19 protein-coding genes are annotated in these 19945 nt (G+C 70.7%); 13 read left to right on the top strand and 6 right to left on the bottom strand.

The window, feature by feature from the left end; genetic code table 11:
- The first annotated feature begins 22 nt into the window (after nucleotides 1–22).
- From LWF15_RS10620 to LWF15_RS10640, 5 genes are read left to right on the top strand one after another with little or no spacing between them, the layout of a single operon-like run.
- Nucleotides 23–1267, top strand: coding sequence for a sarcosine oxidase subunit beta family protein (locus tag LWF15_RS10620; RefSeq protein ID WP_232810272.1), 1245 nt, complete (start codon nucleotides 23–25; stop codon nucleotides 1265–1267).
- A gap of 10 nt (nucleotides 1268–1277) precedes the next feature.
- A complete protein-coding gene (locus LWF15_RS10625) occupies nucleotides 1278–1544 on the top strand; it encodes a sarcosine oxidase subunit delta (RefSeq protein ID WP_232810273.1) in 267 nt (88 codons plus the stop codon).
- Nucleotides 1541–4360 (top strand): 2Fe-2S iron-sulfur cluster-binding protein, encoded by a 2820-nt coding sequence (locus tag LWF15_RS10630; RefSeq protein WP_232810274.1) that lies wholly within the window; start codon nucleotides 1541–1543, stop codon nucleotides 4358–4360. The genes LWF15_RS10625 and LWF15_RS10630 overlap by 4 nt, the downstream gene beginning before the upstream one ends.
- Nucleotides 4350–4931, top strand: coding sequence for a sarcosine oxidase subunit gamma (locus LWF15_RS37435; RefSeq protein ID WP_232810275.1), 582 nt, complete (start codon nucleotides 4350–4352; stop codon nucleotides 4929–4931). Before LWF15_RS10630 ends, LWF15_RS37435 begins: the two co-directional genes overlap by 11 nt.
- 57 nt (nucleotides 4932–4988) lie before the next feature.
- On the top strand, nucleotides 4989–5906 hold the full coding sequence (locus LWF15_RS10640; RefSeq protein ID WP_232810276.1) for an aldo/keto reductase: 918 nt from the start codon (nucleotides 4989–4991) through the stop codon (nucleotides 5904–5906).
- Between the two features lie 10 nt (nucleotides 5907–5916).
- Here LWF15_RS10640 and LWF15_RS10645 read toward each other — a convergent pair whose 3' ends face one another.
- Both LWF15_RS10645 and LWF15_RS10650 read right to left on the bottom strand, forming a co-directional pair.
- Nucleotides 5917–6906, bottom strand: coding sequence for an aldo/keto reductase (locus tag LWF15_RS10645; RefSeq protein ID WP_232810277.1), 990 nt, complete (start codon nucleotides 6904–6906; stop codon nucleotides 5917–5919).
- A 25-nt stretch (nucleotides 6907–6931) separates the two neighbouring features.
- On the bottom strand, nucleotides 6932–7597 hold the full coding sequence (locus LWF15_RS10650; RefSeq protein ID WP_232810278.1) for a TetR/AcrR family transcriptional regulator: 666 nt from the start codon (nucleotides 7595–7597) through the stop codon (nucleotides 6932–6934).
- A gap of 500 nt (nucleotides 7598–8097) precedes the next feature.
- Between LWF15_RS10650 and sohB the strand changes: the two genes are divergently transcribed.
- Together sohB and LWF15_RS10660 are read left to right on the top strand one after the other, a co-directional pair.
- Nucleotides 8098–9069, top strand: coding sequence for a protease SohB (gene sohB, locus LWF15_RS10655; protein WP_232810279.1), 972 nt, complete (start codon nucleotides 8098–8100; stop codon nucleotides 9067–9069).
- Nucleotides 9069–9812 carry a hypothetical protein gene (locus LWF15_RS10660; RefSeq protein WP_232810280.1) on the top strand — a complete coding sequence of 248 codons (744 nt, stop codon included), beginning with the start codon at nucleotides 9069–9071 and terminating at the stop codon, nucleotides 9810–9812. The genes sohB and LWF15_RS10660 overlap by 1 nt, the downstream gene beginning before the upstream one ends.
- A 7-nt stretch (nucleotides 9813–9819) precedes the next feature.
- Here LWF15_RS10660 and LWF15_RS10665 read toward each other — a convergent pair whose 3' ends face one another.
- The 3 genes from LWF15_RS10665 to LWF15_RS10675 form a co-directional block, all read right to left on the bottom strand.
- A complete protein-coding gene (locus LWF15_RS10665; protein ID WP_232810281.1) occupies nucleotides 9820–10215 on the bottom strand; it encodes a VOC family protein in 396 nt (131 codons plus the stop codon).
- Nucleotides 10216–10287: 72 nt separating this feature from the next.
- The gene (acs, locus tag LWF15_RS10670) at nucleotides 10288–12249 is read right to left on the bottom strand and encodes an acetate--CoA ligase (protein ID WP_232810282.1); all 1962 of its coding nucleotides are present in this window, start codon (nucleotides 12247–12249) and stop codon (nucleotides 10288–10290) included.
- 224 nt (nucleotides 12250–12473) lie between these two features.
- A complete protein-coding gene (locus tag LWF15_RS10675) occupies nucleotides 12474–13307 on the bottom strand; it encodes a LytR/AlgR family response regulator transcription factor (RefSeq protein WP_269809948.1) in 834 nt (277 codons plus the stop codon).
- Between the two features lie 97 nt (nucleotides 13308–13404).
- Here LWF15_RS10675 and LWF15_RS10680 point away from each other — a divergent pair, with 97 nt between their 5' ends.
- Nucleotides 13405–13875 (top strand): GtrA family protein, encoded by a 471-nt coding sequence (locus LWF15_RS10680; RefSeq protein WP_232810284.1) that lies wholly within the window; start codon nucleotides 13405–13407, stop codon nucleotides 13873–13875.
- A 9-nt stretch (nucleotides 13876–13884) separates the two neighbouring features.
- Nucleotides 13885–14724, top strand: coding sequence for a Fic family protein (locus LWF15_RS10685; protein WP_332879887.1), 840 nt, complete (start codon nucleotides 13885–13887; stop codon nucleotides 14722–14724).
- 469 nt (nucleotides 14725–15193) lie between these two features.
- On the opposite strand, the gene LWF15_RS10690 is transcribed toward LWF15_RS10685, so the two are convergent.
- Nucleotides 15194–16057, bottom strand: a complete 864-nt coding sequence (locus tag LWF15_RS10690) for an HAD family hydrolase (protein ID WP_232810285.1) — start codon at nucleotides 16055–16057, stop codon at nucleotides 15194–15196.
- Nucleotides 16058–16542: 485 nt separating this feature from the next.
- Here LWF15_RS10690 and ssd point away from each other — a divergent pair, with 485 nt between their 5' ends.
- From ssd to LWF15_RS10710, 4 genes are all read left to right on the top strand, one after another.
- Complete coding sequence (ssd, locus tag LWF15_RS10695; RefSeq protein ID WP_232810286.1) at nucleotides 16543–17592, top strand: septum site-determining protein Ssd; 1050 nt, start codon at nucleotides 16543–16545, stop codon at nucleotides 17590–17592.
- On the top strand, nucleotides 17589–18776 hold the full coding sequence (locus LWF15_RS10700; RefSeq protein ID WP_232810287.1) for a TadA family conjugal transfer-associated ATPase: 1188 nt from the start codon (nucleotides 17589–17591) through the stop codon (nucleotides 18774–18776). The genes ssd and LWF15_RS10700 overlap by 4 nt, the downstream gene beginning before the upstream one ends.
- A gap of 233 nt (nucleotides 18777–19009) precedes the next feature.
- Nucleotides 19010–19423, top strand: coding sequence for a type II secretion system F family protein (locus LWF15_RS10705; protein ID WP_232810288.1), 414 nt, complete (start codon nucleotides 19010–19012; stop codon nucleotides 19421–19423).
- Nucleotides 19420–19917, top strand: coding sequence for a hypothetical protein (locus tag LWF15_RS10710; RefSeq protein WP_232810289.1), 498 nt, complete (start codon nucleotides 19420–19422; stop codon nucleotides 19915–19917). Before LWF15_RS10705 ends, LWF15_RS10710 begins: the two co-directional genes overlap by 4 nt.
- Nucleotides 19918–19945: the final 28 nt, after the last annotated feature.

Consider the following 19945-nt stretch of genomic DNA (forward strand, 5'->3'; position numbering starts at 1 on the left):
GGTCACGATCGTGGGAGGTGTCATGCGTCCTGGTGGGGCGACGGCCGGGTCAGCACAGACCGGTCAGCAGCACGCCGAGCACCTGTGGCGGCACGCGGAGCCGAAGTCCTCCTACGACGTGGTGGTGGTCGGGGCCGGCGGGCACGGCCTGGCCACGGCGTTCTACCTGGCCAAGAACCACGGCATCACGAACGTGGCCGTCCTCGAGAAGGGCTGGCTGGCCGGCGGCAACATGGCCCGCAACACCACGATCATCCGGTCCAACTACCTGTGGGACGAGAGCGCGGCCATCTACGAGCACGCCCTCAAGCTCTGGGAAGGGCTGCCCGACGAGCTGGACTACGACTTCCTGTTCAGTCAGCGCGGCGTGCTCAATCTGGCCCACACCCAGCAGGACGTGCGGGACAGCCGGCGCCGGGTGTTCGCCAACCAGCTCAACGGCGTGGACGGGGAGTGGCTCACCCCCGACGAGGTGGCCAAGGTCTGCCCCATTCTCAACGTCTCCCCCGACACCCGTTATCCGGTGCTGGGAGCCACCTATCAGCCGCGCGCGGGCATTGCCAAGCACGACCACGTGGCCTGGGCCTTCGCCCGCAAGTGCGACGAGTACGGCATCGATCTGATCCAGCACTGCGAGGTGACCGGCTTTCTTACGGACGGGGGCAAGGTCACCGGAGTGCGCACCAGCCGGGGAGACATCCGGGCCGGGAAGGTTGCGCTCACCGCCGCCGGGCACTCCGCGGTGGTGGCCGGCACGCTCGGCATCCGGCTGCCGATCCAGAGCCATCCGCTGCAGGCCCTGGTCTCGGAACTGCTGGAGCCGGTGCACCCGACCGTGGTGATGTCCAACCACGTGCACGTCTACGTCAGCCAGGCGCACAAGGGCGAGCTGGTGATGGGCGCCGGCGTCGACTCGTACAACTCCTACGGTCAGCGCGGTTCGGTACACGTGATCGAGCAGCAGATGGCGGCCGCGGTCGAGCTCTTCCCGATCTTCGCGCGGGCGCACGTGCTGCGCACCTGGGGCGGGATCGTGGATGTCACCCCCGACGCCTCACCGGTCATCGGCCTCACCCCCTACGAGAACCTCTACGTGAACTGCGGCTGGGGCACCGGCGGTTTCAAGGCCACACCGGCCGTCGGCTGGGCCCTGGCGCACACTGTGGCCAATGACGAACCACACGAGCTGAACCGGCCTTTCGGGCTGGAACGGTTCACCACCGGCGCGCTGATCGACGAGCACGGCGCCGCTGCTGTGGCCCACTGAGGAGGGCAACTTGCTGCTGATCACCTGCCCCTGGTGCGGGGACCGCGAGGAGACCGAGTTCGGCTACGGCGGTCAGGCCCACGTCGCCCACCCCGCCCGGCCCGACGAGCTCTCGGACGAGGAATGGGCCCAGTACCTGTTCTTCCGGGACAACCCCAAGGGCCCGTTCGCCGAGCGCTGGGTGCACTCGGCCGGGTGCCGGCGCTGGTTCAACGCCGTCCGCGACACGGTGAGCAACGAGTTCCTGAGCATCGAGAAGCCGGGAGGCACGGCATGACCCGGATCCGCTCGATCGGCCGTCCGCTGACGTTCAGTGTGAACGGCGTGGAACTCCCCGCCCAGGAGGGCGACACGGTGGCCTCCGCCCTGGTGGCCGCCGATGCCCTGACGGTGGGCCCGTCCATCTACCGCGGGCGACCGCGTGGGCTGCTCACTGCGGATCTCACCGAACCCAACGCCCTGATCCAGGCCGACGGCGGCGAAGTTCTCCCGGCCACCGTGGTCGAGGTCACCGAAGGAATGAAAGTCCGCACCCTGAGCGGCATCGGGCGCCTGGAGCCGGAACCGGCAACGGCCTTCCACGACAAGAAATTCGTACACACCGACGTTCTCGTGGTGGGCGCAGGCCCGGCCGGACTCGCTGCTGCAATGACCGCGTCGGCGGGCGGGGCGCGGGTGCTGCTGGTCGACGATCAGCCCGCCCCAGGCGGTGACCTCGGCGCCGGGGACGACTGGATCACCGATGTCACCGAGAAGTTCGCCGAACGTCGCGAACTGACGGTTCTTTCGAGGTCCTCGGTTTTCGGTTACTACGACCAGAACTATCTGCTGGTGCTGGAGAGACTGCCGCACGGAGGGCGGGTGTGGCACGTGCGCGCCCGGCAGGTGGTGCTGGCCACCGGCGCCCGGCAACGCCCGCTGGTGTTCGAGAACAACGACCGGCCGGGAATCATGCTGGCCTCCGCCGTACGCCGGTACCTCGACCGCTACGGCGCGGTCAGCGCGTCCCGGGCGGTCGTGGCCACGGTCGAGGACAGTGCCTACGAGGTGGTTCTCGACCTGCTGGCGGCCGGGGTGACGGTGGCTGCGGTGGTGGACAGCCGGGCGCAGCCTCCAGGTGCCCTGGCGGCCGCCGTCCGGGAGGCCGGGGTGGACGTCGTCCCCGGCTCGGTGGTGGTCGGCACCTCGGGTCAGGAGCGGCTCACCTCGGTGCATGTGCGTTCCCTGGCGGGCGACGGGGGCGGCCGGGAGATCCTCGGTGACCTGCTCGCGGTCAGCGGCGGCTGGAACCCGGACCTGCACCTGTTCAGCCAGTCCCGCGGTGAACTGGTCTGGGACGAGGGCCTGGCCGCGTTCCGGCCCGGAAGGGCGGTCCAGGCCGTCGTCGTGGCCGGTTCGGCCAACGGGAAGCTCGGTACCTGGCCGGCCATCGCCGACGGCGCCGACGCCGGGTACCGCGCGGCCGAGGCCGTCGGTCACCCGAGCGCTCCCCAGCCACTGACCGAGTTCACCCAAGACGCCACCGACACCGCCACGTCCCCTTGTCCGGTCTGGCTGCCCCCGGCCGTCTCCGGCGAACCGGCCGGGTGGCACAACCATTTCGTCGATCTGCACCGTGACGTCTCGGTGGCCGACGTGTGGCGCTCGGTCGGGTCCGGCATGCGCTCGCTGGAGCACGTCAAGCGCTACACCACCGCCGGGACCGGATACGACCAGGGCGCCACCGCCGGGGTGAACGTGGCCGGAGTGGTGGCCCAGGCCCTGGGAGCCGGCCCGGGCTGGCCGGAACGGCCCGGCCCTGGATCACCGGGAGACCTGGGAACCACGACCTTCCGCGCCCCGGCCCTCCCGGTCTCGTTCGCCGCACTGGCCGGCCGCGACCTCGGTCACCTGCACGACCCGGCCCGCACCACCCCGATCCACCCATGGCACGTCGCCGCCGGAGCCGAGTTCGAAGACGTTGGCCAGTGGAAGCGTCCATGGTTCTATCCCCGCCCCGGCGAGGACATGCACGCCGCCGTGCTGCGGGAGTGCCGGGCGGCCCGCACCGGGGTGGCGGTGATGGACGCGAGCACGCTGGGCAAGATCGAGATCGTCGGGAAGGACGCGCCGGAGTTCCTGAACCGGGTCTACACCAACGCCTTCGCGAAACTGGCGGTCGGCTCGGCCCGCTACGGCCTGATGTGCTCGGCCGACGGCATGGTGCTGGACGACGGCGTGACCATGCGCCTGGCTCCCGACCGCTTCCTGATGAGCACCACCACCGGCGGCGCGGCCCGGGTGCTGGACTGGCTGGAGGAGTGGCACCAGACCGAGTGGCCGGACCTGGACCTGACCCTGACCTCGGTCACCGAGCAGTTCTCGACGATCGCCGTGGTCGGCCCGGCCGCCCGCGCGGTGATCGCGGGCCTGGCCCCCGGCTGCGACGTCTCGAACGAGGCCTTCCCGTTCATGACCTTCCGCGAGACCCTCCTGGCCAACGGCGTGCCGGCCCGGATCGCCCGGATCTCGTTCTCCGGTGAGCTGGCCTTCGAGGTGAACGTGGCGGGCTGGTACGCGCTCGCGGTCTGGGAGGCGGTGATCGCCGCCGGGGCCGAGCACGACATCACGCCGTACGGCACCGAGACCATGCACGTGCTGCGGGCCGAGAAGGGGTTCCCGATCGTCGGGCAGGACACCGACGGCACGGTGACCCCGCACGACCTGGGCATGAGCTGGATCGTGTCGAAGAAGAAGGACTTCGTCGGCCGGCGCTCGCTGAACCGCCCCGACCTGGTCCGGGCCGACCGCAAGCACCTGGTCGGGCTGCTCCCGGCCGACCCGGCCGAACTGCTGCCGGAGGGGGCCCAGCTCGTGGCCGAGGACACCGACCTGAGCCGGGTCGGGCAGGGCACTCCCGTGCCGATGCTGGGCCACGTCACCTCGAGCTACCACAGTGCAGCTCTGGAGCGGACTTTCGCGCTGGCTCTGATCAAGGGCGGCCGGGACCGGATCGGCGAGCGGGTGCTGGCCCCGCTGGGCGGGCGGGTCGTGGCCGCCACCATCACCGAACCGGTGTTCTACGACAAGGAGGGGGCTCGCCGTGACGGCTGAGACGTTCCTGCTCTCTACGCCCGGCCCCGCTGAGGCCCGCCGGTCGCCGCTGCAGCACCGGGCGGCCGATCTGGCGGCCGTGAGCCGGCCGACGCTAAGGGAGCAGGCCTTCGAGCCGATCCTCAACCTGCGGGCGGCGCCCGACTCGCGGGAGGCCCGAGAACTGGGCCTGCCGGGCCCGGGGAGGGCCACCACGCTGTCCCGGCCGGGCTGGCAGGGGCTCTGGCTCGGGCCCGACGAATGGCTGTTGGTCGGGCGCACCGGGAGGGCCGCGGCGGAGTTGCTGGAAGACGGGCTCCGGCTGGTCGACGTGAGCGCCAACTACGCCGGCCTGCTGGTCTCCGGCCCCCACGCCCGCGACCTGCTGGAGAAGGCGATCACGCTGGATCTGCACCCGCGCGCGTTCGGCCCGGGCCACTGCGCCCAGACCACGTTCGCCCGGGGCCACGTCATCCTCTGGCAGGTCGGGCTCGACCCGGCCTACCGGCTGATGTTCCGGCCGTCGTTCGCCACCTACTTCGCCGACTGGCTGATCGACGCTGCTCAGGAGTTCCGCACCGACGGGGCATAGATTTCCGGGTGAGGTGTTGTCGCCTTGCGTAGCGTCGGCCCGACCTGGAGGAAGCCCGTGACCCTGATCCCCCGCACCGACCTCGACGTGTATCCGCTCTGCCTGGGCGGAAACGTGTTCGGCTGGACGGCCGACGAGCAGCAGTCGTTCGCGGTGCTCGACGCCTACGTCGCCGGCGGGGGCAACTTCGTCGACACCGCCGAGGGCTACTCGCACTGGGCGCCGGGCAACGTGGGCGGTGAGTCCGAGACCATCATCGGCAACTGGCTGGCCCGCCGGGGCCGCCGGGACGACGTGGTGATCGCGACCAAGCTGAAGGGCCTGTCGCGGGAGAGCATCCGCAAGAGCGTGGAGGGTTCTCTGCGGCGGCTGCAGACCGACTACATCGATCTGCACTACGCCCACTACGACGACCCGGACGCGCCGCAGGAGGAGACCGCGGCGGCCTTCGGGGAGCTGGTGGCAGAGGGCAAGGTGCGGCACCTGGCCGCGTCCAACTTCTCCGCCGACCGGCTGGCCAGTTCGCTGCGCATCGCCGACGAGCTGGGGGTGCCCCGCTACGTGGCCGTGCAGCCGCACTACAACCTGATGGAGCGCGAGAGCGTCGAGGGCGAGCTGGCCGCCCTGGTGGCCCGCGAAGGCCTGGCCGTGTTCCCGTACTACTCGCTGGCCAGCGGCTTCCTCACCGGCAAGTACCGCACGGCGAACGACGTGGAGGGCCGCGAGCGCGGAGACCGGGCCGGCACCTACCTGAACGAGCGCGGGCTGCGGGTGCTCGACGCGCTCGACAAGGTCTCGGCCGCACACGCCGTCGATCCCACCACCATCGCCCTGGCCTGGCTGCTGACCCGGCCGGACGTGGTCGCACCGATCGCCAGCGCCCGCACCGGGGAACAGCTTCCGGCGCTGCTGGCGGCGGCCGAGCTGGAGCTGACCGAGGCCGAGGTGGACGAACTCACCGCGGCCTCGGCCTGAGGCCCGGGGCCTACCAGCGGCTGTGCACCAGGGGACGGATGTCCTCGTCGTAGATCAGCCGGATCACGCCACGCACGTCGTCGCTCAGCTCGGGCAGCTGCGCGGCGGCGGCGTTGGCCCGGGCCTGCTCGGGTGAGCGGGCGCCGGGGATGACCACGCTGACCCCGGGCTGGTCGATGATCCAGCGCAGCGACGTCTGGGCGAGCGAGCCCTCGTCGTCCGGCAGCGCCTGCTGCAGGCGGCGGACCGCCCGCACCCCGGCCCGGAACGGCACCCCGGCGAAGGTCTCGCCGACGTCGAAGGCCTCACCGGAGCGGTTGTAGGTGCGGTGGTCGTCGTCGGCGAACACCGTCTCCTCGGTGTAGCGGCCGGACAGCAGGCCACTGGCCAGCGGCACCCGGGCGATGATGCCGACGCCGGCCGCCTCGGCCGCGGGCAGCACCTGCTCCAGCGGCTTCTGCCGCAGCGGGTTCAGGATGATCTGGACGGTGGCCACGTTCGGGCGGGCGATCGCGGTCATCGCCTCGGCGCAGGTCTCGACGCTGACCCCGTAGGCCGCGATCCGGCCCTTGGCGACCATCGAGTCGAGCGCGTCGTACACCTTGTCGTTGGAGTAGACCGGGGTCGGCGGGCAGTGCAGCTGCACCAGGTCGAGCGTGTCCACGCCGAGGTTGGACCGGCTGCGGTCCACCCAGGCCTTCATGTTGTCCTTGGTGAAGGTGGCGGGCTCGAACGGCTCGGCCCGGCGGCCCAGCTTCGTGGCCACGGTGAGCCCGGCGTCGGGCAGCTCCTTCAGGAGCTTGCCGATCACCTTCTCGCTGCGGCCGTCGCCGTAGACGTCTGCGGTGTCGATGAACGTCACGCCGGCCTCGACGGCGGCGTGCAGGGTGGCCAGCGCGTCCTGCGTGCTCACCGAACCCCAGTCGGCCCCCAGCTGCCACGCACCCAGGCCGACGACTCCCACGCTGCGGCCGGTCCGGCCCAGGGTTCGCTTTTCCATGATGCTGAACGATAGGCCCTCCGGGTCATACCGGCGCCAGGGGCATGAACCTGGCCATGACCTCGTCCATCGCCCCGACCAGGTAGTCGGCCGCGGTTGCATCGCCGGCGCAGTGGCGCAGCAGTGCCTGCTGGAACAGCCCGTCCATGATCCCGTAGGTGACCTCCGGACCGAACGGCGGCGAGACGTCGGCCAACTCACCGATCCGCCGGGCCACCCGCCAGGTCATGTCGCACAGCCCGGCGTCGATCGCGGCCACGTCGGCCCGGAACGCCGGGTCGAACATCGACTGCGAGCGCAGGTCGTACCAGAGCCGGTGCAGATCGGCGTCCTGCACCATCGACTCGGCCATCGCCAGGGAGAATTCGTGACGCAACTGGGCGGCGGTGCTGGCCGTGGCGATGATCGAGTCGTAGCGGCGCATGCAGCGGGTCTTGTACTGCCGCACGCACTGGGTGATCAGATCGACCTTGTCGGCGAAGTAGTAATGCAGGACACCGTGGGAGAACTCGGAATTCTGGGCGATCTCGCGCAGACTGGTGCGCGCATATCCGAGTTCCGACAGCGTCTTCAGGGCGGCATCGGCGAGTTCGGACCGGCGCTGCTCGAATTTCGCCCCCCGGCCGCGGCCTTCCTGGCGTTTCGGCACCGCCACGCCGGCCGCTCCGGGCCGTTCCGTAGGCTCAGCCACAGTTTCCCCCGTGGGATCTCGTCGCGATTCCATCCACCCGACATCCACCCGTCTTCCCGCACCCTAACGGCGTAGCGACAATGCGTCTCGCCGTCCGGTAAGCCGTTTCCACCAGCAGCGGACCGCGACTTGGGAGGCTTTCACCCATACTTCCGGCCCCGGTGATCGCTGAATTCCCGGCATTCACGGTGCGGCCACCGAGCCGGATATCGGCGAAAGCTGCTCACCGAGAGGTGAAAGCAACCGGGCGAGGAATGAGTCCGGAATTTCTGGACAAGTGTCCAGAGAGATTCTTGACAATCGTCCAGGCCGACCTATGATGTGATCCGGATCACCAGGCGTTTCCGGCTCCTTCGACTCGTCCCCATCACGGCTCCGGGTGTTCGCAGCGGCGAGGCGCCCGATACGGGGGGTGGCGGTGCCGGCGCGGCCGCGCCGGTACCGCCACGATCACGCCGGAATTTACCGGTGTGTGCCGATCCCCGGTCTAAAATCGGCCCATGCCCGATGCTCTCGCCGACTATCTGCTGTTCCTGGCGCAGGGCGTGACCGTGGTCGTCCTCCTGGTCGCCCTGATCCTGGCCGTGACCCGGTTCGCCACGCCCCGCAGGCCTGCCTCCCGGCTGCGGGTGAAGAACGTGAACGACCACTACGACCGGCTGCGCGACAAGCTGGCCGAGGCGGTCCTGACCAAGAGCGAGCTGAAGGCCCGGCGCCAGGCCGCCAAGGCGGTGCGCCGGATCCCGGGCCGGCCCCGGGTGTTCGTCCTCGACTTCACCGGCGACCTGAGAGCGTCCCGGGTCGGCAACCTGCGCGAGGAGATCACCGCGGTCCTCGGTCTGGCCACCCCGTCCGACGAGGTCGTCGTGCGGCTGACCAACCCCGGCGGCACCGTCAACGACCAGGGCCTGGCCGCCTCGCAGCTGCAGCGCGTGCGGCAACGCGACATCCCGCTCACGGTCTGCGTCGACACCGTCGCGGCCTCGGGCGGCTACATGATGGCCTGCGTGGCCAACCGGATCGTGGCCGCCCCGTTCGCGATCGTCGGCTCGATCGGCGTGATCTCCGCCCTGCCCAACTTCAACCGCCTTCTCGACCGGCTGGGCGTGGACTACGAGCAGTTCACCGGCGGCGAGTTCAAGCGCACGGTGACCATGTTCGGCCGCAACACCGACGCCGACCGGGCCAAGGCCGGTGAACAGGTCGCCGAGATCCACGAGCTGTTCAAGGATTTCGTCCACCGGCAGCGCCCGCAGGTCGACCTCGAACGGGTGGCTACCGGCGAGTACTGGTACGGCAGCGACGCTCTCGGGCTGAACCTGGTCGACGAGCTGAGCACCAGCGACGACTACCTGCTGCAGGCTCGCGAGCGCGGCGACCTCTTCCAGGTGAGCTACACCGTGCCGCTGTCCCGGATCCGCCGCCTGAGCCAGACCGCCACCGGCCAGGTCATGAAAGGGTTCGGGTACTGATGCACGATTCGGACACCACCTACGAGGCCGGGACGCCAGTGACGCAGAGAACCGACGACCTGCACCGCCGCGAGAACCGTAGGCGGGTGGCCATCGCGGTCACCACCTTCGTACTGGTTGCTCTGATGGCCGGTGGAGCCACCGCCTGGCTGACCCGGCCGGAGACTCAGGACACCGCCGCCCCCGCGGGCATCAGTACCACTTCACCTGCCCCCACCACGTCCACCGAACCCGCCCCCAGCGAGTCGGCCACTGCCGCGCCGACCACGGGCAAGGAGGAACTGCCCAACCAGAAGTCCGACAAGCTGAACGACACTGAAGGCGCCCAGTACTGGATCTGGGCCCCGCCGACGGCCGAGGGCAAGCGCATGCTGACCGTCGAGACCGACGGCACGCTCAGCCTGTCCCGGTCGAACAAGGCGGCGGACAAGGACGACTGGCTGAACTTCCGCGGAGAGCTCGCTCTGCTTCCGGTGGGCTGGAACCAGTATCAGATCATGAGCGTGCGCGACAGCGAGGAGGCCGACGCCTTCTGCGTCACCGTCCTGCAGGCCGGTTTCGCCCTCGAGGCCTGCGACGACGGCGACGAGAAGCAGGCTTTCGCCGTCGTGGAGGCCAAGGGCGGTTACACCTTCGAGTACCAGGAGGAGTCGCGGTACCTGATGGCCGACGGGCGGGAGATCACCTGGACCGACTCCCGCGACGAGGCCACTGTCTTCGCGCTGGAGGGGGCCTCCGGCTGAGCCGGGTTCAGTCCGCGACGAGTTCGACCTCGAACCCGGCGCCGTTCTCCAGATAGCCCGCGTAGTGCTGGGGGCCGCCGGCGAAGGGGTACTTCTCTTCGAAGAGCGGCCTCCAGCCTCGTTCCGGCGCCTGAGCCATCAGCCGGTCGAGCTGCTCCCGGGGGCCGGCCCGAAAAGCCAGATGGTTCAGGCCCGGCCGGAGCCGCTCGTGCTGTTCGGCGGTGAGGGCCTTGCTCTGCTCCACCACCAGGTAGGTGCCCTCGAGCTTCCAGCTGCAGCCGGCCGGCCAGTCCTGGAACTGCTCGTGGCCCAGTTCCCCCAGCAGCCAGCCCCATTCGTGCCGGGCCGAAGTCAGATCGGCGACCCACAGCTCGACGTGGTGCAGAGATCCCCGGTTTGCCATCCCCCTACTCTGCCCGAAATTGAGGACGCCGGTGGGCACCCAGGTGCCCACCGGCGTCCTCAGATCTGCGGTTCAGTCGGAGGAACTACCCAGACCCTTCTTGATCAGGTCCATCACGGTGGAGTCGGCCAGCGTGGTCACGTCGCCCACCGCGCGGTTCTCGGCGACGTCCTGCAATAGCCGGCGCATGATCTTGCCCGAGCGGGTCTTCGGCAGTTCGGCCACCACCATCACCTGCCGGGGCTTGGCGATCGGCCCGATCTCCTTGGCCACGTGATTGCGCAACTCGGTGATCACGGCCTCGGCCTGGGACTCGTCGTAACCCGCGTCACCGCGCAGGATCACGAACGCACACACCGCCTGGCCGGTGGTCTCGTCGGCCGCCCCGACCACCGCGGCCTCGGCCACCTTGGGGTGCGAGACCAGGGCGGACTCGATCTCGGTGGTCGAGAGCCGGTGCCCGGACACGTTCATCACGTCGTCCACCCGGCCGAGCAGCCAGACGTCGCCGTCCTCGTCCTTCTTCGCGCCGTCGCCGGCGAAGTAGAGGCCGTCGAAGCGCGACCAGTAGGTGTCCTTGTAGCGCTCCGGGTCGCCCCAGATACCGCGCAGCATGGACGGCCACGGCTCGGTGAGCACCAGGTAGCCGCCGGAGCCGTTGGGCACCGGGTTGGCGTCGTTGTCGACCACGTCCACCGAGATGCCGGGCAGCGGGACCTGGGCCGAACCGGGCTTGGCGGTGGTGACCCCGGGCAGCGGGCTGATCATGATGGCGCCGGTCTCGGTCTGCCACCAGGTGTCCACGATCGGGGTGCGGTCGCCGCCGATGTGCTTGCGGTACCAGACCCAGGCCTCGGGGTTGATCGGCTCACCGACCGAGCCCAGCACGCGCAGGCTGGACAGGTCGAACGAGGCGGGGATGTCGTCGCCCCACTTCATGAACGTCCGGATCGCGGTGGGCGCGGTGTAGAGCTGGGTGATCCGGTACTTCTGCACGATCTCCCAGAACCGGCCCTTGTGCGGGGTGTCCGGGGTGCCCTCGTAGATCACCTGGGAGGCGCCGTTGGCCAGCGGGCCGTAGACGATGTAGCTGTGCCCGGTGACCCAGCCGATGTCGGCCGTGCACCAGTAGATGTCCTTCTCCGGCCGCAGGTCGAACACGTTGCGGTGGGTGTACGCGGTCTGGGTCAGGTAGCCGCCGGAGGTGTGCAGGATCCCCTTCGGCTTACCGGTCGTGCCGCTGGTGTAGAGGATGAACAGCGGGTGCTCGGCGTCGAAGGCCTGCGGCTCGTGCACGTCGGAGGCGCTGTCCACGACGTCGTGCCACCAGACGTCCTTCTCGTCGTTCCACTCCACGTCCTGCTTGGTGCGCTGGACCACCAGCACCTTCTGCACCGACGGGGTGTTCACCACCGCGGCGTCCACGGCGGGCTTGAGCGCCGAGGGGTTGCCCCGGCGGTAGCCGCCGTCCGCGGTGATGACGACCTTGGCGTCCGCGTCGTCGATCCGGCTGCGCAGGGCCTCGGCCGAGAAGCCACCGAAGACCACCGAGTGCGCGGCCCCGATCCGGGCGCAGGCCAGCATCGAGATCACCGCCTCGGGAATCATCGGCAGGTAGATCGCCACCCGGTCGCCCGCTTCGACCCCGAGCCCGGTGAGCGCGTTGGCCGCCTTGGAGACCTCGCGCTGCAGCTCGGCGTAGGTGATCTCGCGGGTGTCGCCCGGCTCGCCCTCGAAGTACAGCGCCACCCGCTCGCCGTTGCCCGCCTCGACGTGCCGGTCCACGCAGTTGTAGGCCACGTTCAGGGTGCCGCCGACGAACCACTTGGCGAACGGCGCGTCCGACCAGTCCAGGGTCTGCGTCCACGGGGTGGCCCAGGTGAGCGCGCGGGCCTGCTCCTCCCAGAACGCCAGCCGGTCCTGCTTCGCCGCTTCGTACAACTCGGGCTGCGCCAGCGCCGCGTCGGCGAACGCCTTCTCCGGCGGGAACCGCCGTTCCTCGTGCAGCAGGTTCGACAGGGTCTCGTCCGTCATCGGATCCCCTCTTCGCATGAGGCTCGTGTGGTCGTGATCACCCTGACATTAATAGTCAGCGGCCGGTGGCGACATGCCACGGGACAGGTCGCCCTGGCTGAGGGCCTGACCTGTCCCGTCGCACACCTTGTCCAGTTCGCCGTTCGGCCGGACGGCACTACCGCTCGGCCCGCCGGGAGCACCGTTGGTGGATCGGCGGGGCCGTTGGCCTCTTCCTCGTCTGCTCAGCCCACGTCGGCGATCCGGCTGCGGGTGACGGGCTCGGCACTGCGCCGGGGCGGCTCACCGGCCGTACCGGCCAGCAGCACCTCCCGCACGTGCCGGCCCTGGCGCCGGCTGACCTGCAGCGTGCGCCCACGCAGCCGTACCCGCATCCGCCCGCCCACCGTGCGTACCTCGTCCACGTGCGGCAGCGCGACCATCGTGCTGCGGTGGATCCGCAGGAAGCCGTAGGGCTCCCAGCGTTCCTCGAGGGTGCTCAGCGGAACCCGGATGAGATGACTGCCGGTGGCCGTGTGCAGGCGCGCGTAGTCGCCCTGGGCCTGCACGAACAGGATCTGCGAACGCCGGATGAACCGGGTCACCCCCGCCAGTTCCACCGCGATGGTCTCGTCGGTGCAGGCCGCGACCGTGCGCCGCACCGCCTCGGCCAGCCGCTCGGCGGTGACCGGCTTGTCCACGTACTCGACCGAGTCCAGCTCGAACGAGCGCGGCGGATGCTGCCGGGCGGGCACGGTGAACACCAGGTGCGGGTGCCGGTCGATCCGCGCCAGGGCGCGGGCCAGGTGCGGCCCGTCCAGCCCGGGCGTGGACACGTCGCACACCAGGAGGTCGACCGGGTCGTCGCGCAGGATCTGCAGCGCACCCGCGCGATTGCGCGTGGTGCGGACCGCACTGATCCGCGGGTCGGCCCGGAAGAACTGCGTCATCCGGGCGAGAGCCGCTCCGTCGGGATCCACGATCAGGGCCCGAAGCGGAGCCGGGTCGGGCGCATGAGTCCATCGCGGACTCGTTCGCGCTCGACCGATAACCGTCACATTTCCAGGCGCCGTTGCCATACGTCCCAGAGTAGGGACGCACAGTGCGCCTGTGAACCTATGAATTCCCACAAGTCACGCACAGAGCCCTTTGAGTTTCGGAGCGCACTCTCGGGACATGAGCGCTCCGACCAGCACGGACCTGCCCGAACTTTCCCGCCGCCCGCGGATAGGTGCAGGTCAGAGGCCTGGCACGGTGGTCCAGCTGATCCGCTTCGCCGGGGTGGGGGTGCTCAGCACGCTCGCCTACTCGGCGCTCTACCTGATCCTGCGCAGCTTCCTGGGATCTTTCGCCGCCAACACCCTGGCCCTGCTGATCACCGCGGTGGCCAACACCGCGGCCAACCGCCGGCTCACCTTCGGGGTGCGGGGCAACGCCGGCCTGGCCGGGGACCACGCGGTCGGGCTGCTGGCCTTCGGCGTGGGGCTGTTGCTGACCAACGGCTCGCTGGCCGTCGTGCACTGGGCCGGGGTGGAGGCGCACTGGGTGGAGGTGGTGGTGCTGACGGTGGCCAACGCGGTCGCGACGGTGCTGCGGTTCATCCTGCTCCGACTGCGGCTGAGGGCTCTGCCCCAGGGCAGGACCTAGGCTCGCGCCGTGACTATGTTGGCGCAGAGCCTGGCCGCGCTGGAGAACCTCCCCGGAGTCGCTGCGGCCGTACAGTCGGCCCGCACGGCGTGCACCGAGATCCGCTGGCACAACGCCCTGCGCCGCCGTTCCGCCGAGGCCCGGGCCGAGGCCACCGTGCGCTCGGCCCGTAACTCTGCCGCCCTGGAGGGGGCGCGCTATCCGGTCGACCTGATCCGCGACGCCGCCCGTGGGGCCTCAGGGCTACCTGAAGACGCTTCTGGTCACCTTGCTCAGGCCGCTGTCCGGGTCTACTCGGAGGCTGCTCAGGTGGAGAAGTCGCTCTCCTCGGCGCCGGCCCAGGCACTGGCCCGGTTGCACCTGGCCGCCGCGGGCGGGCTGATCCCCGCCGATCAGGTGGGGCGGCCCCGTCAGGGCGCGGAACTGCCGGGCGACGGGATCGGCGAACCGGAGAGCGCCCCCGTGGGCGCGGCCCTGGGAGCCCGGCTGAACGGCATCACCGATCTGCTGTCGGCCCCACCCGCGGCCCCGGCTCTGGTGGTGGCCGCCCTCGTGCACGCCGAGATCCTCACCGCCCGGCCGTTCGTGGCGGGCAACGGCCTGGTCGCCCGCGCCGCTGCGCACGCCGTGATCGTCGGGCGGGGGCTGGATCCGATGGGCGTGGTGGTGTGGGAGGCGGCTCACCTCGACGCTGGTCCCGGCTACCACCGGCGGTTGCAGGCCTACACCTCGGGCCGGGCCGATGCGGTGGCGGACTGGCTGATCCACTGCGCGGAGGCGGTGGTGGAGGGGGCCGGCGAGGGCCGGGCGGTCTGCGACGCGGTGACGATGGGACGGGTCACCGGCTGATTTGTTGGTCTAGCGGCCGATTTTCGCCGAGTTACCCCGTCCGTTGTTTTGATCTGGATCGAAAACCCCCGCCCGAACGGCCTAATCGGAGGACCCTTCGGAGTGCCGTTCGTCGCACGAATGGCCGCTACCTTCTGGTAGCCCCATGACGGGAAGACTTTTCCGGAGTAGACATGGGTTCACGGTTTCAGAGGCCGGGAACCACCGGCCGAGAAGCCTTCCGGACCGCACGGTCCGCCGGTACCCACACGCGATCAGTCCACGTGAGGACCCGCTCGGACGGGCTTGCACCGCTCCAGCGAAATGGTATCTGCGCGCTTGATAGCCGCGAACCGTGCATCGGGTGGCGGCGCCCGGCTGCGGGGCGCCGCCACCCATCACAACTCCATCCTGAATCCCCGAAACCGGTTGCGCCGTCTTGCGAATCGAGGTGAGTCAGCGAAAGTTGTCACTGGGGAGACGGGTTCACCTACTCCGGCCGGGAGGCCGCTCGGCGAGACCGGGCGAACTCCCGGCCGGAGGACTGTCGGCCCGCATGGTTACGGCGGCTGGCGTACCAGACCAGACCGGCTGCCGCGCTCGCCCCGGCACCGAGCGCAGCCGTACGAGCAGCCGCCTGGGCCGGGAACTTCGGGCGCAGGCTGACCGGCCGGCTGAAGTCCTGCACCAGCCAGCCCCGCGTCTGCGCCTCACGCCGCAGCGCCTTGTCCGGATTCACCGCCACGGGATGACCGACGGCCTGGAGCATCGGCAGATCGGTGACCGAGTCGCTGTAGGCATAGCACCGCTCGAGCCGGTAGCCCCGCTCGACGGCCATCCGGCGCATCGCCGCGGCCTTGTTCTCACCGTAGGCGTAGTACTCGATGGTGCCGGTGTAGCGACCCTCGTCGATCCCCATCCGGGTGGCGATGACGTGGTCGGCCCCGAGCATCGCCCCGATCGGCTCGACCAGCTCCACCCCCGAGGCGGAGACGATGACCACGTCGCGGCCGGCTTCGTGGTGCTCGGCGATCAGCGCGGTCGCCTCCTCGTAGACGATCGGCACGATCAGCTCGGACAGCGTGGTGGCGACGATGTCACTGACCTGCTGCACCTCCCAGCCGATGACCATGCGGGAGACCTGCTGGCGCATCCGTTCCATCTGGGTGTGATCAGCGCCACTGGCGTGGTAGAGGAAGTGCACGTAGGCACTGCGCAGCATCGCCGAGCGACTGAGCAGGCCGTTGGTGTGGAAGGGCCGGGAGAAGGCCATCGTGCTGGACCTGGCGATGACGGTCTTGTCCAGGTCGAAGAACGCCGCCTCACGATCCCGGCCCGCAGGCTCCCCACCCATGGCGCCAGGATAGGCGCAGCTCAAGATCACTCGCAGTGCCCGGCCGGAAGCTCAGGGCGAGAAATTGAGGACGATCGGGGGCGCCTACCGGTCATAATGGAGGCGAACCCGGTCGGTGACCTTGTGTGATTGATCGCTCGCAGTTTTCTCTTGGGCTGTGACGCAAAGTACTTAGAGGTCAACGGAACCCTCTTCCCCCTGTCCAATTCCTGTGCAGTTGCCGCCGTCCGGTGGCGTAGGTGTTGCACCAGACGCCACGGGGGGTACAGACTGACGTAGCCGGCTTAATTGCCGTGCCCGCCCGGTCCGACTCCTCCCCCCCGAGCCGGACCGGCCAGACGGCCCCCGCTCCCCCCCAGCGGGGGCCGTCGCCTTTTGCCGCCCGGCTTCTGCTGGTTCTCCACAGGTCGGCACGAAGCGGGGTTTGTCCACAGGCGGGGTCCAGCCCGCTCTGAGTCGTGCCCTGAGGGCCGAGCCTGGCTCCCATGGTCCTGATCTGGGTGCTGCTGCTGACCGCTGAGCCGCTGCTGACTTCGGTGGTGGAACGGCTGGCCGGGGCGCAGGGGGTGCGCGTCGTCCCCTCGGTCCCGGGGTCGGTGCCCGGTCCGCCCGCGCTCGTCCTGGTCGGGGCCGATCACGACGTGAGCCAGGGCCTGCCCGCTCTCGCCTCCGGCGTTCCCCGTCTGCTGCTGGCCACCGGTGATCCGGATGAGCGGCTCTGGCGTGCTGCCCGCGACCTGCGGGCCGAGCAGGTGGTGCTGCTCCCGGAGGGCGAGCACCGACTTCAGGAGCGGCTGGCCAGGCTCGGTGAAGCCCGGCGAGGGGCACGGACGGTCGGGGTGATCGGCGGCTGCGGTGGGGCCGGGGCCAGCGTCCTGGCGGCTGCCCTGGCCCGAACGGCGGCCGTCACGGGCCCGGCCCTGCTGATCGAGATGGACCAGACCGGCGGCGGGGCCGACCTGTTGCTCGGGGCGGAGGACGAGCCGGGGCTGCGCTGGCCCGATCTGGGCTCGGCCCGCGGCCGGCTGCTGCCCGGCAGCCTCTCCGGATCGCTGCCGCTCATCGACGGGCTGCACGTGCTCGCCGCGGTCCGGTCCGGCCCGGTCACCGAACTGTCGGCCCCGGCCGTCGGCGCCGTTCTGGAGGCCGCCCGGGCCGAGTTCGGCACGGTGGTGCTCGACCTTCCCCGGCACCTCGACGAGGCCACCAGCGCCGCTGTGCGGGCCCTGGGGTGCTGCCTGGTGCTGGTACCGGCGGCGGTGCGGGCGGTGGCCGCAGCGCAGCGTCTGACCGCCGGTCTGCGCCCTCTGGTCGGCGATCTGCGAGCCGTGGTGTGCGGGCCCACTGCGGCCGGGCTCGGCCCTTCCGGCATCTGCGCTGCCCTCGGTCTGCCATCGGCCGGTCTGCTGAGGGTCGAGCCCGGGCTGAAGGCCGGTCTCGACCGCGGTGAGCCGCCCGGTCTGCGGGCCCGGGGCCCGCTCGCCCGGTTCTGCCGCGACCTGCTGGAGCGGGAGCTGGCCGGTGTCCGCGGATGAGCGATCCGGAGGTGGTGCTGGCAGCCGTTGTCTCCCGGCTGCGCGGGGGTCTGGCCGGACACCGGCGCCCGGGCCGAGAGGAGCTGGCGGCGATGGTGGCGGCCACGTCGGCCGGGCTCGGGCAGGTGCTGGGCCACGAGGACGTGCTGGCCGCGACCGAGCGGATCTCGGCCGAGCTGTGGGGTCTGGGGCCGCTCCAGCCGTTGCTGGAACTGCCCGGGGTCACCGATGTTCTGGTGAACGGCCCCGGCGAGATCTGGGTGGACCAGGGCGAGGGGCTGAAGCGCCTGCCCTGCCCGGCCGGCCTCCGGGACGAGGTGTCGGTGCGCGCACTGGCCACCCGTCTCGCTTCGGCCGGCGGTCGGCGCCTGGACGATGCCGCTCCCTATGCCGACGCCCGTCTCGAAGGAGGCATCCGGCTGCACGCGGTCATCCCTCCGGTGGCCCCCACCGGCACGCTGATCTCGCTCCGGGTTCTCCGCCAGGTACCGCTCCCGCTCGAGACTCTGGTCAGTACCGGGTCGGTACCGCCCGGCTGGGCCGCGGTGCTGCACGCGATGGTGACCGCTCGCGCCGCCTTCCTGGTCAGCGGGGGCACCGGCGCGGGCAAAACCACCCTCCTGGCTTCGTTGCTCTCGCTGGTACCGGCCTCCGAACGGATCGTCCTGGTGGAGGACGTCGGCGAGCTGCGCCCGGCCCATCCGCACCTGGTCCGGCTGGAAGCCCGGCACGCCAACGTGGAGGGCGCCGGCGCAGTCGGGCTGGAAGTGCTGGTGCGCCAGGCGCTTCGCATGCGCCCCGACCGGGTGGTGGTCGGCGAGTGCCGGGGCGCAGAGGTCCGGGAGCTGCTGTCCGCGCTGAACACCGGACATGCGGGTGGGTGCGGCACCGTGCACGCGAACGCCCCCGCCGACGTCCCGGCCCGTCTGGAGGCTCTCGGCGCCCTGGCCGGGCTTTCTGCCGACGCGGTGCGGGCGCAGGCAGCGGCCGCGCTCGACGCAGTGGTGCACGTCGAACGACGTGCAGGCCGACGCCGGGTCATGCAGATCGCGATCGCCCGACGTGGAGAACGAGGTGAGCTCACCATGCTGCCTGCCCTGACGGCCCATCCTCGGGATCCGGGATCGAACGGCGTGACGGGAGCGGGCTGGGCGGAGCTCGCGGATCGGCTGGAGGCGACATGACCCGCCCCAGGCCGTCCTTCACCCAGGGCCCACTCAGGCGACTCGAAACCCCTTGTGGTGCGCTCCCTCCCGCCTCCGTACGAGGCGAGCTGACACTGGGACGGGACGATGCCGCGCAGTTGTGCGGGCGAGTTTCGGCCTTGTCCCGGGCCGGCGTGCCGCCGGCCCGCACCTGGGAAGTGCTCGCGACCGGGCGTGGACCTGGTGCGCGGGTGGCGGAAACCGTTGCCGGAATGCTTGAGATGGGCGGAACCACCGCCGAAGGGCTGAGACTCGCCGCTGCCGACTGCGAGGGGCCAGGGGTGGAAGCGCTCGAGTGGCTGGCGGCCACCGCCGAGGTGGTCCGCCGATCGGGCGCACCGGCCGCATCCATCTTCGACGGCATCGGGGCCGGTCTCCTGGCCCAGATCGCCGAGTCGGACGAGCAGGAGGTGGCCCTGGCCGGCCCTCGCACCACCGCACGGGTACTGGCGGCACTGCCGCTCATCGGCCTGCTGCTGGGCGCCGTGCTGGGCGTGAATCCCCTGGAAGTTCTCCTGGGAACCGGGATTGGGGTGGTGTGTTTGCTCGCCGGGTCGGCCTTTTGGTGGGCCGGTCACTGGTGGACGGCGCGCCTCGTGCGTAACGTTGCCGCGAGCACATCGTGAACCGGCGGGTCACCCAGGCCACGCGCCCGCACCGCCGACAGGTCCGGCCCGAAGGCCGGCGGCCGGCCTCGGCCATGCCCGGCCCATTGGTGCTGGATCTGATCGCTTCGCTGATCGAGAGCGGGGCACCTCCGGCCGTGGCGCTGCGCGACGCGGGATCCGTTCTGGCCGACCTGGACGACCCCCGCGGCGAGACTCTTCTGCGTCTCGGCGACCTGGTGCACGCGCCGCTGATCGATCCGGACAGTCCTGAGACCGACCACACCACAGCCGCTCTCACCGAGGCCCTGACCCTGGCCGCACGTTCCGGCCTGCCACCCTCGGCCCTGATCCGGCGAGCAGCCGCCGAGGAACGCCGCCGCCAGGCCGCAGCCCGAGCCGTGGCGATCCACCGCCTCGAGGTGCTCCTGGTCATCCCCGGAGCGGTCTGCCTGCTCCCGGCGTTCGTGCTGCTGGGGATCGTTCCCCTGGTGATCCGGCTGTTCTCCGGATGAGGCCGGACTTTCCACAGTCGGCAGGACC

This window comes from Kineosporia rhizophila, assembly GCF_021277265.1.
Classification (GTDB): Bacteria; Actinomycetota; Actinomycetes; order Actinomycetales; family Kineosporiaceae; genus Kineosporia; species Kineosporia rhizophila.

Bases quoted from the DNA above. Each gene is read 5' to 3' on its own strand.
- LWF15_RS10680 (WP_232810284.1), top strand. From the start codon at position 13,405: ATGAGCGCTCCGACCAGCACGGACCTGCCCGAACTTTCCCGCCGCCCG.
- ssd (WP_232810286.1), top strand. From the start codon at position 16,543: ATGGTCCTGATCTGGGTGCTGCTGCTGACCGCTGAGCCGCTGCTGACT.
- LWF15_RS10620 (WP_232810272.1), top strand. From the start codon at position 23: ATGCGTCCTGGTGGGGCGACGGCCGGGTCAGCACAGACCGGTCAGCAG.
- LWF15_RS10660 (WP_232810280.1), top strand. From the start codon at position 9,069: ATGCACGATTCGGACACCACCTACGAGGCCGGGACGCCAGTGACGCAG.
- sohB (WP_232810279.1), top strand. From the start codon at position 8,098: ATGCCCGATGCTCTCGCCGACTATCTGCTGTTCCTGGCGCAGGGCGTG.
- LWF15_RS10675 (WP_269809948.1), bottom strand. From the start codon at position 13,307: ATGGCAACGGCGCCTGGAAATGTGACGGTTATCGGTCGAGCGCGAACG.
- LWF15_RS10700 (WP_232810287.1), top strand. From the start codon at position 17,589: ATGAGCGATCCGGAGGTGGTGCTGGCAGCCGTTGTCTCCCGGCTGCGC.
- LWF15_RS10630 (WP_232810274.1), top strand. From the start codon at position 1,541: ATGACCCGGATCCGCTCGATCGGCCGTCCGCTGACGTTCAGTGTGAAC.
- LWF15_RS10645 (WP_232810277.1), bottom strand. From the start codon at position 6,906: ATGGAAAAGCGAACCCTGGGCCGGACCGGCCGCAGCGTGGGAGTCGTC.
- acs (WP_232810282.1), bottom strand. From the start codon at position 12,249: ATGACGGACGAGACCCTGTCGAACCTGCTGCACGAGGAACGGCGGTTC.
- LWF15_RS10705 (WP_232810288.1), top strand. From the start codon at position 19,010: ATGCTTGAGATGGGCGGAACCACCGCCGAAGGGCTGAGACTCGCCGCT.
- LWF15_RS10665 (WP_232810281.1), bottom strand. From the start codon at position 10,215: ATGGCAAACCGGGGATCTCTGCACCACGTCGAGCTGTGGGTCGCCGAT.
- LWF15_RS10690 (WP_232810285.1), bottom strand. From the start codon at position 16,057: ATGGGTGGGGAGCCTGCGGGCCGGGATCGTGAGGCGGCGTTCTTCGAC.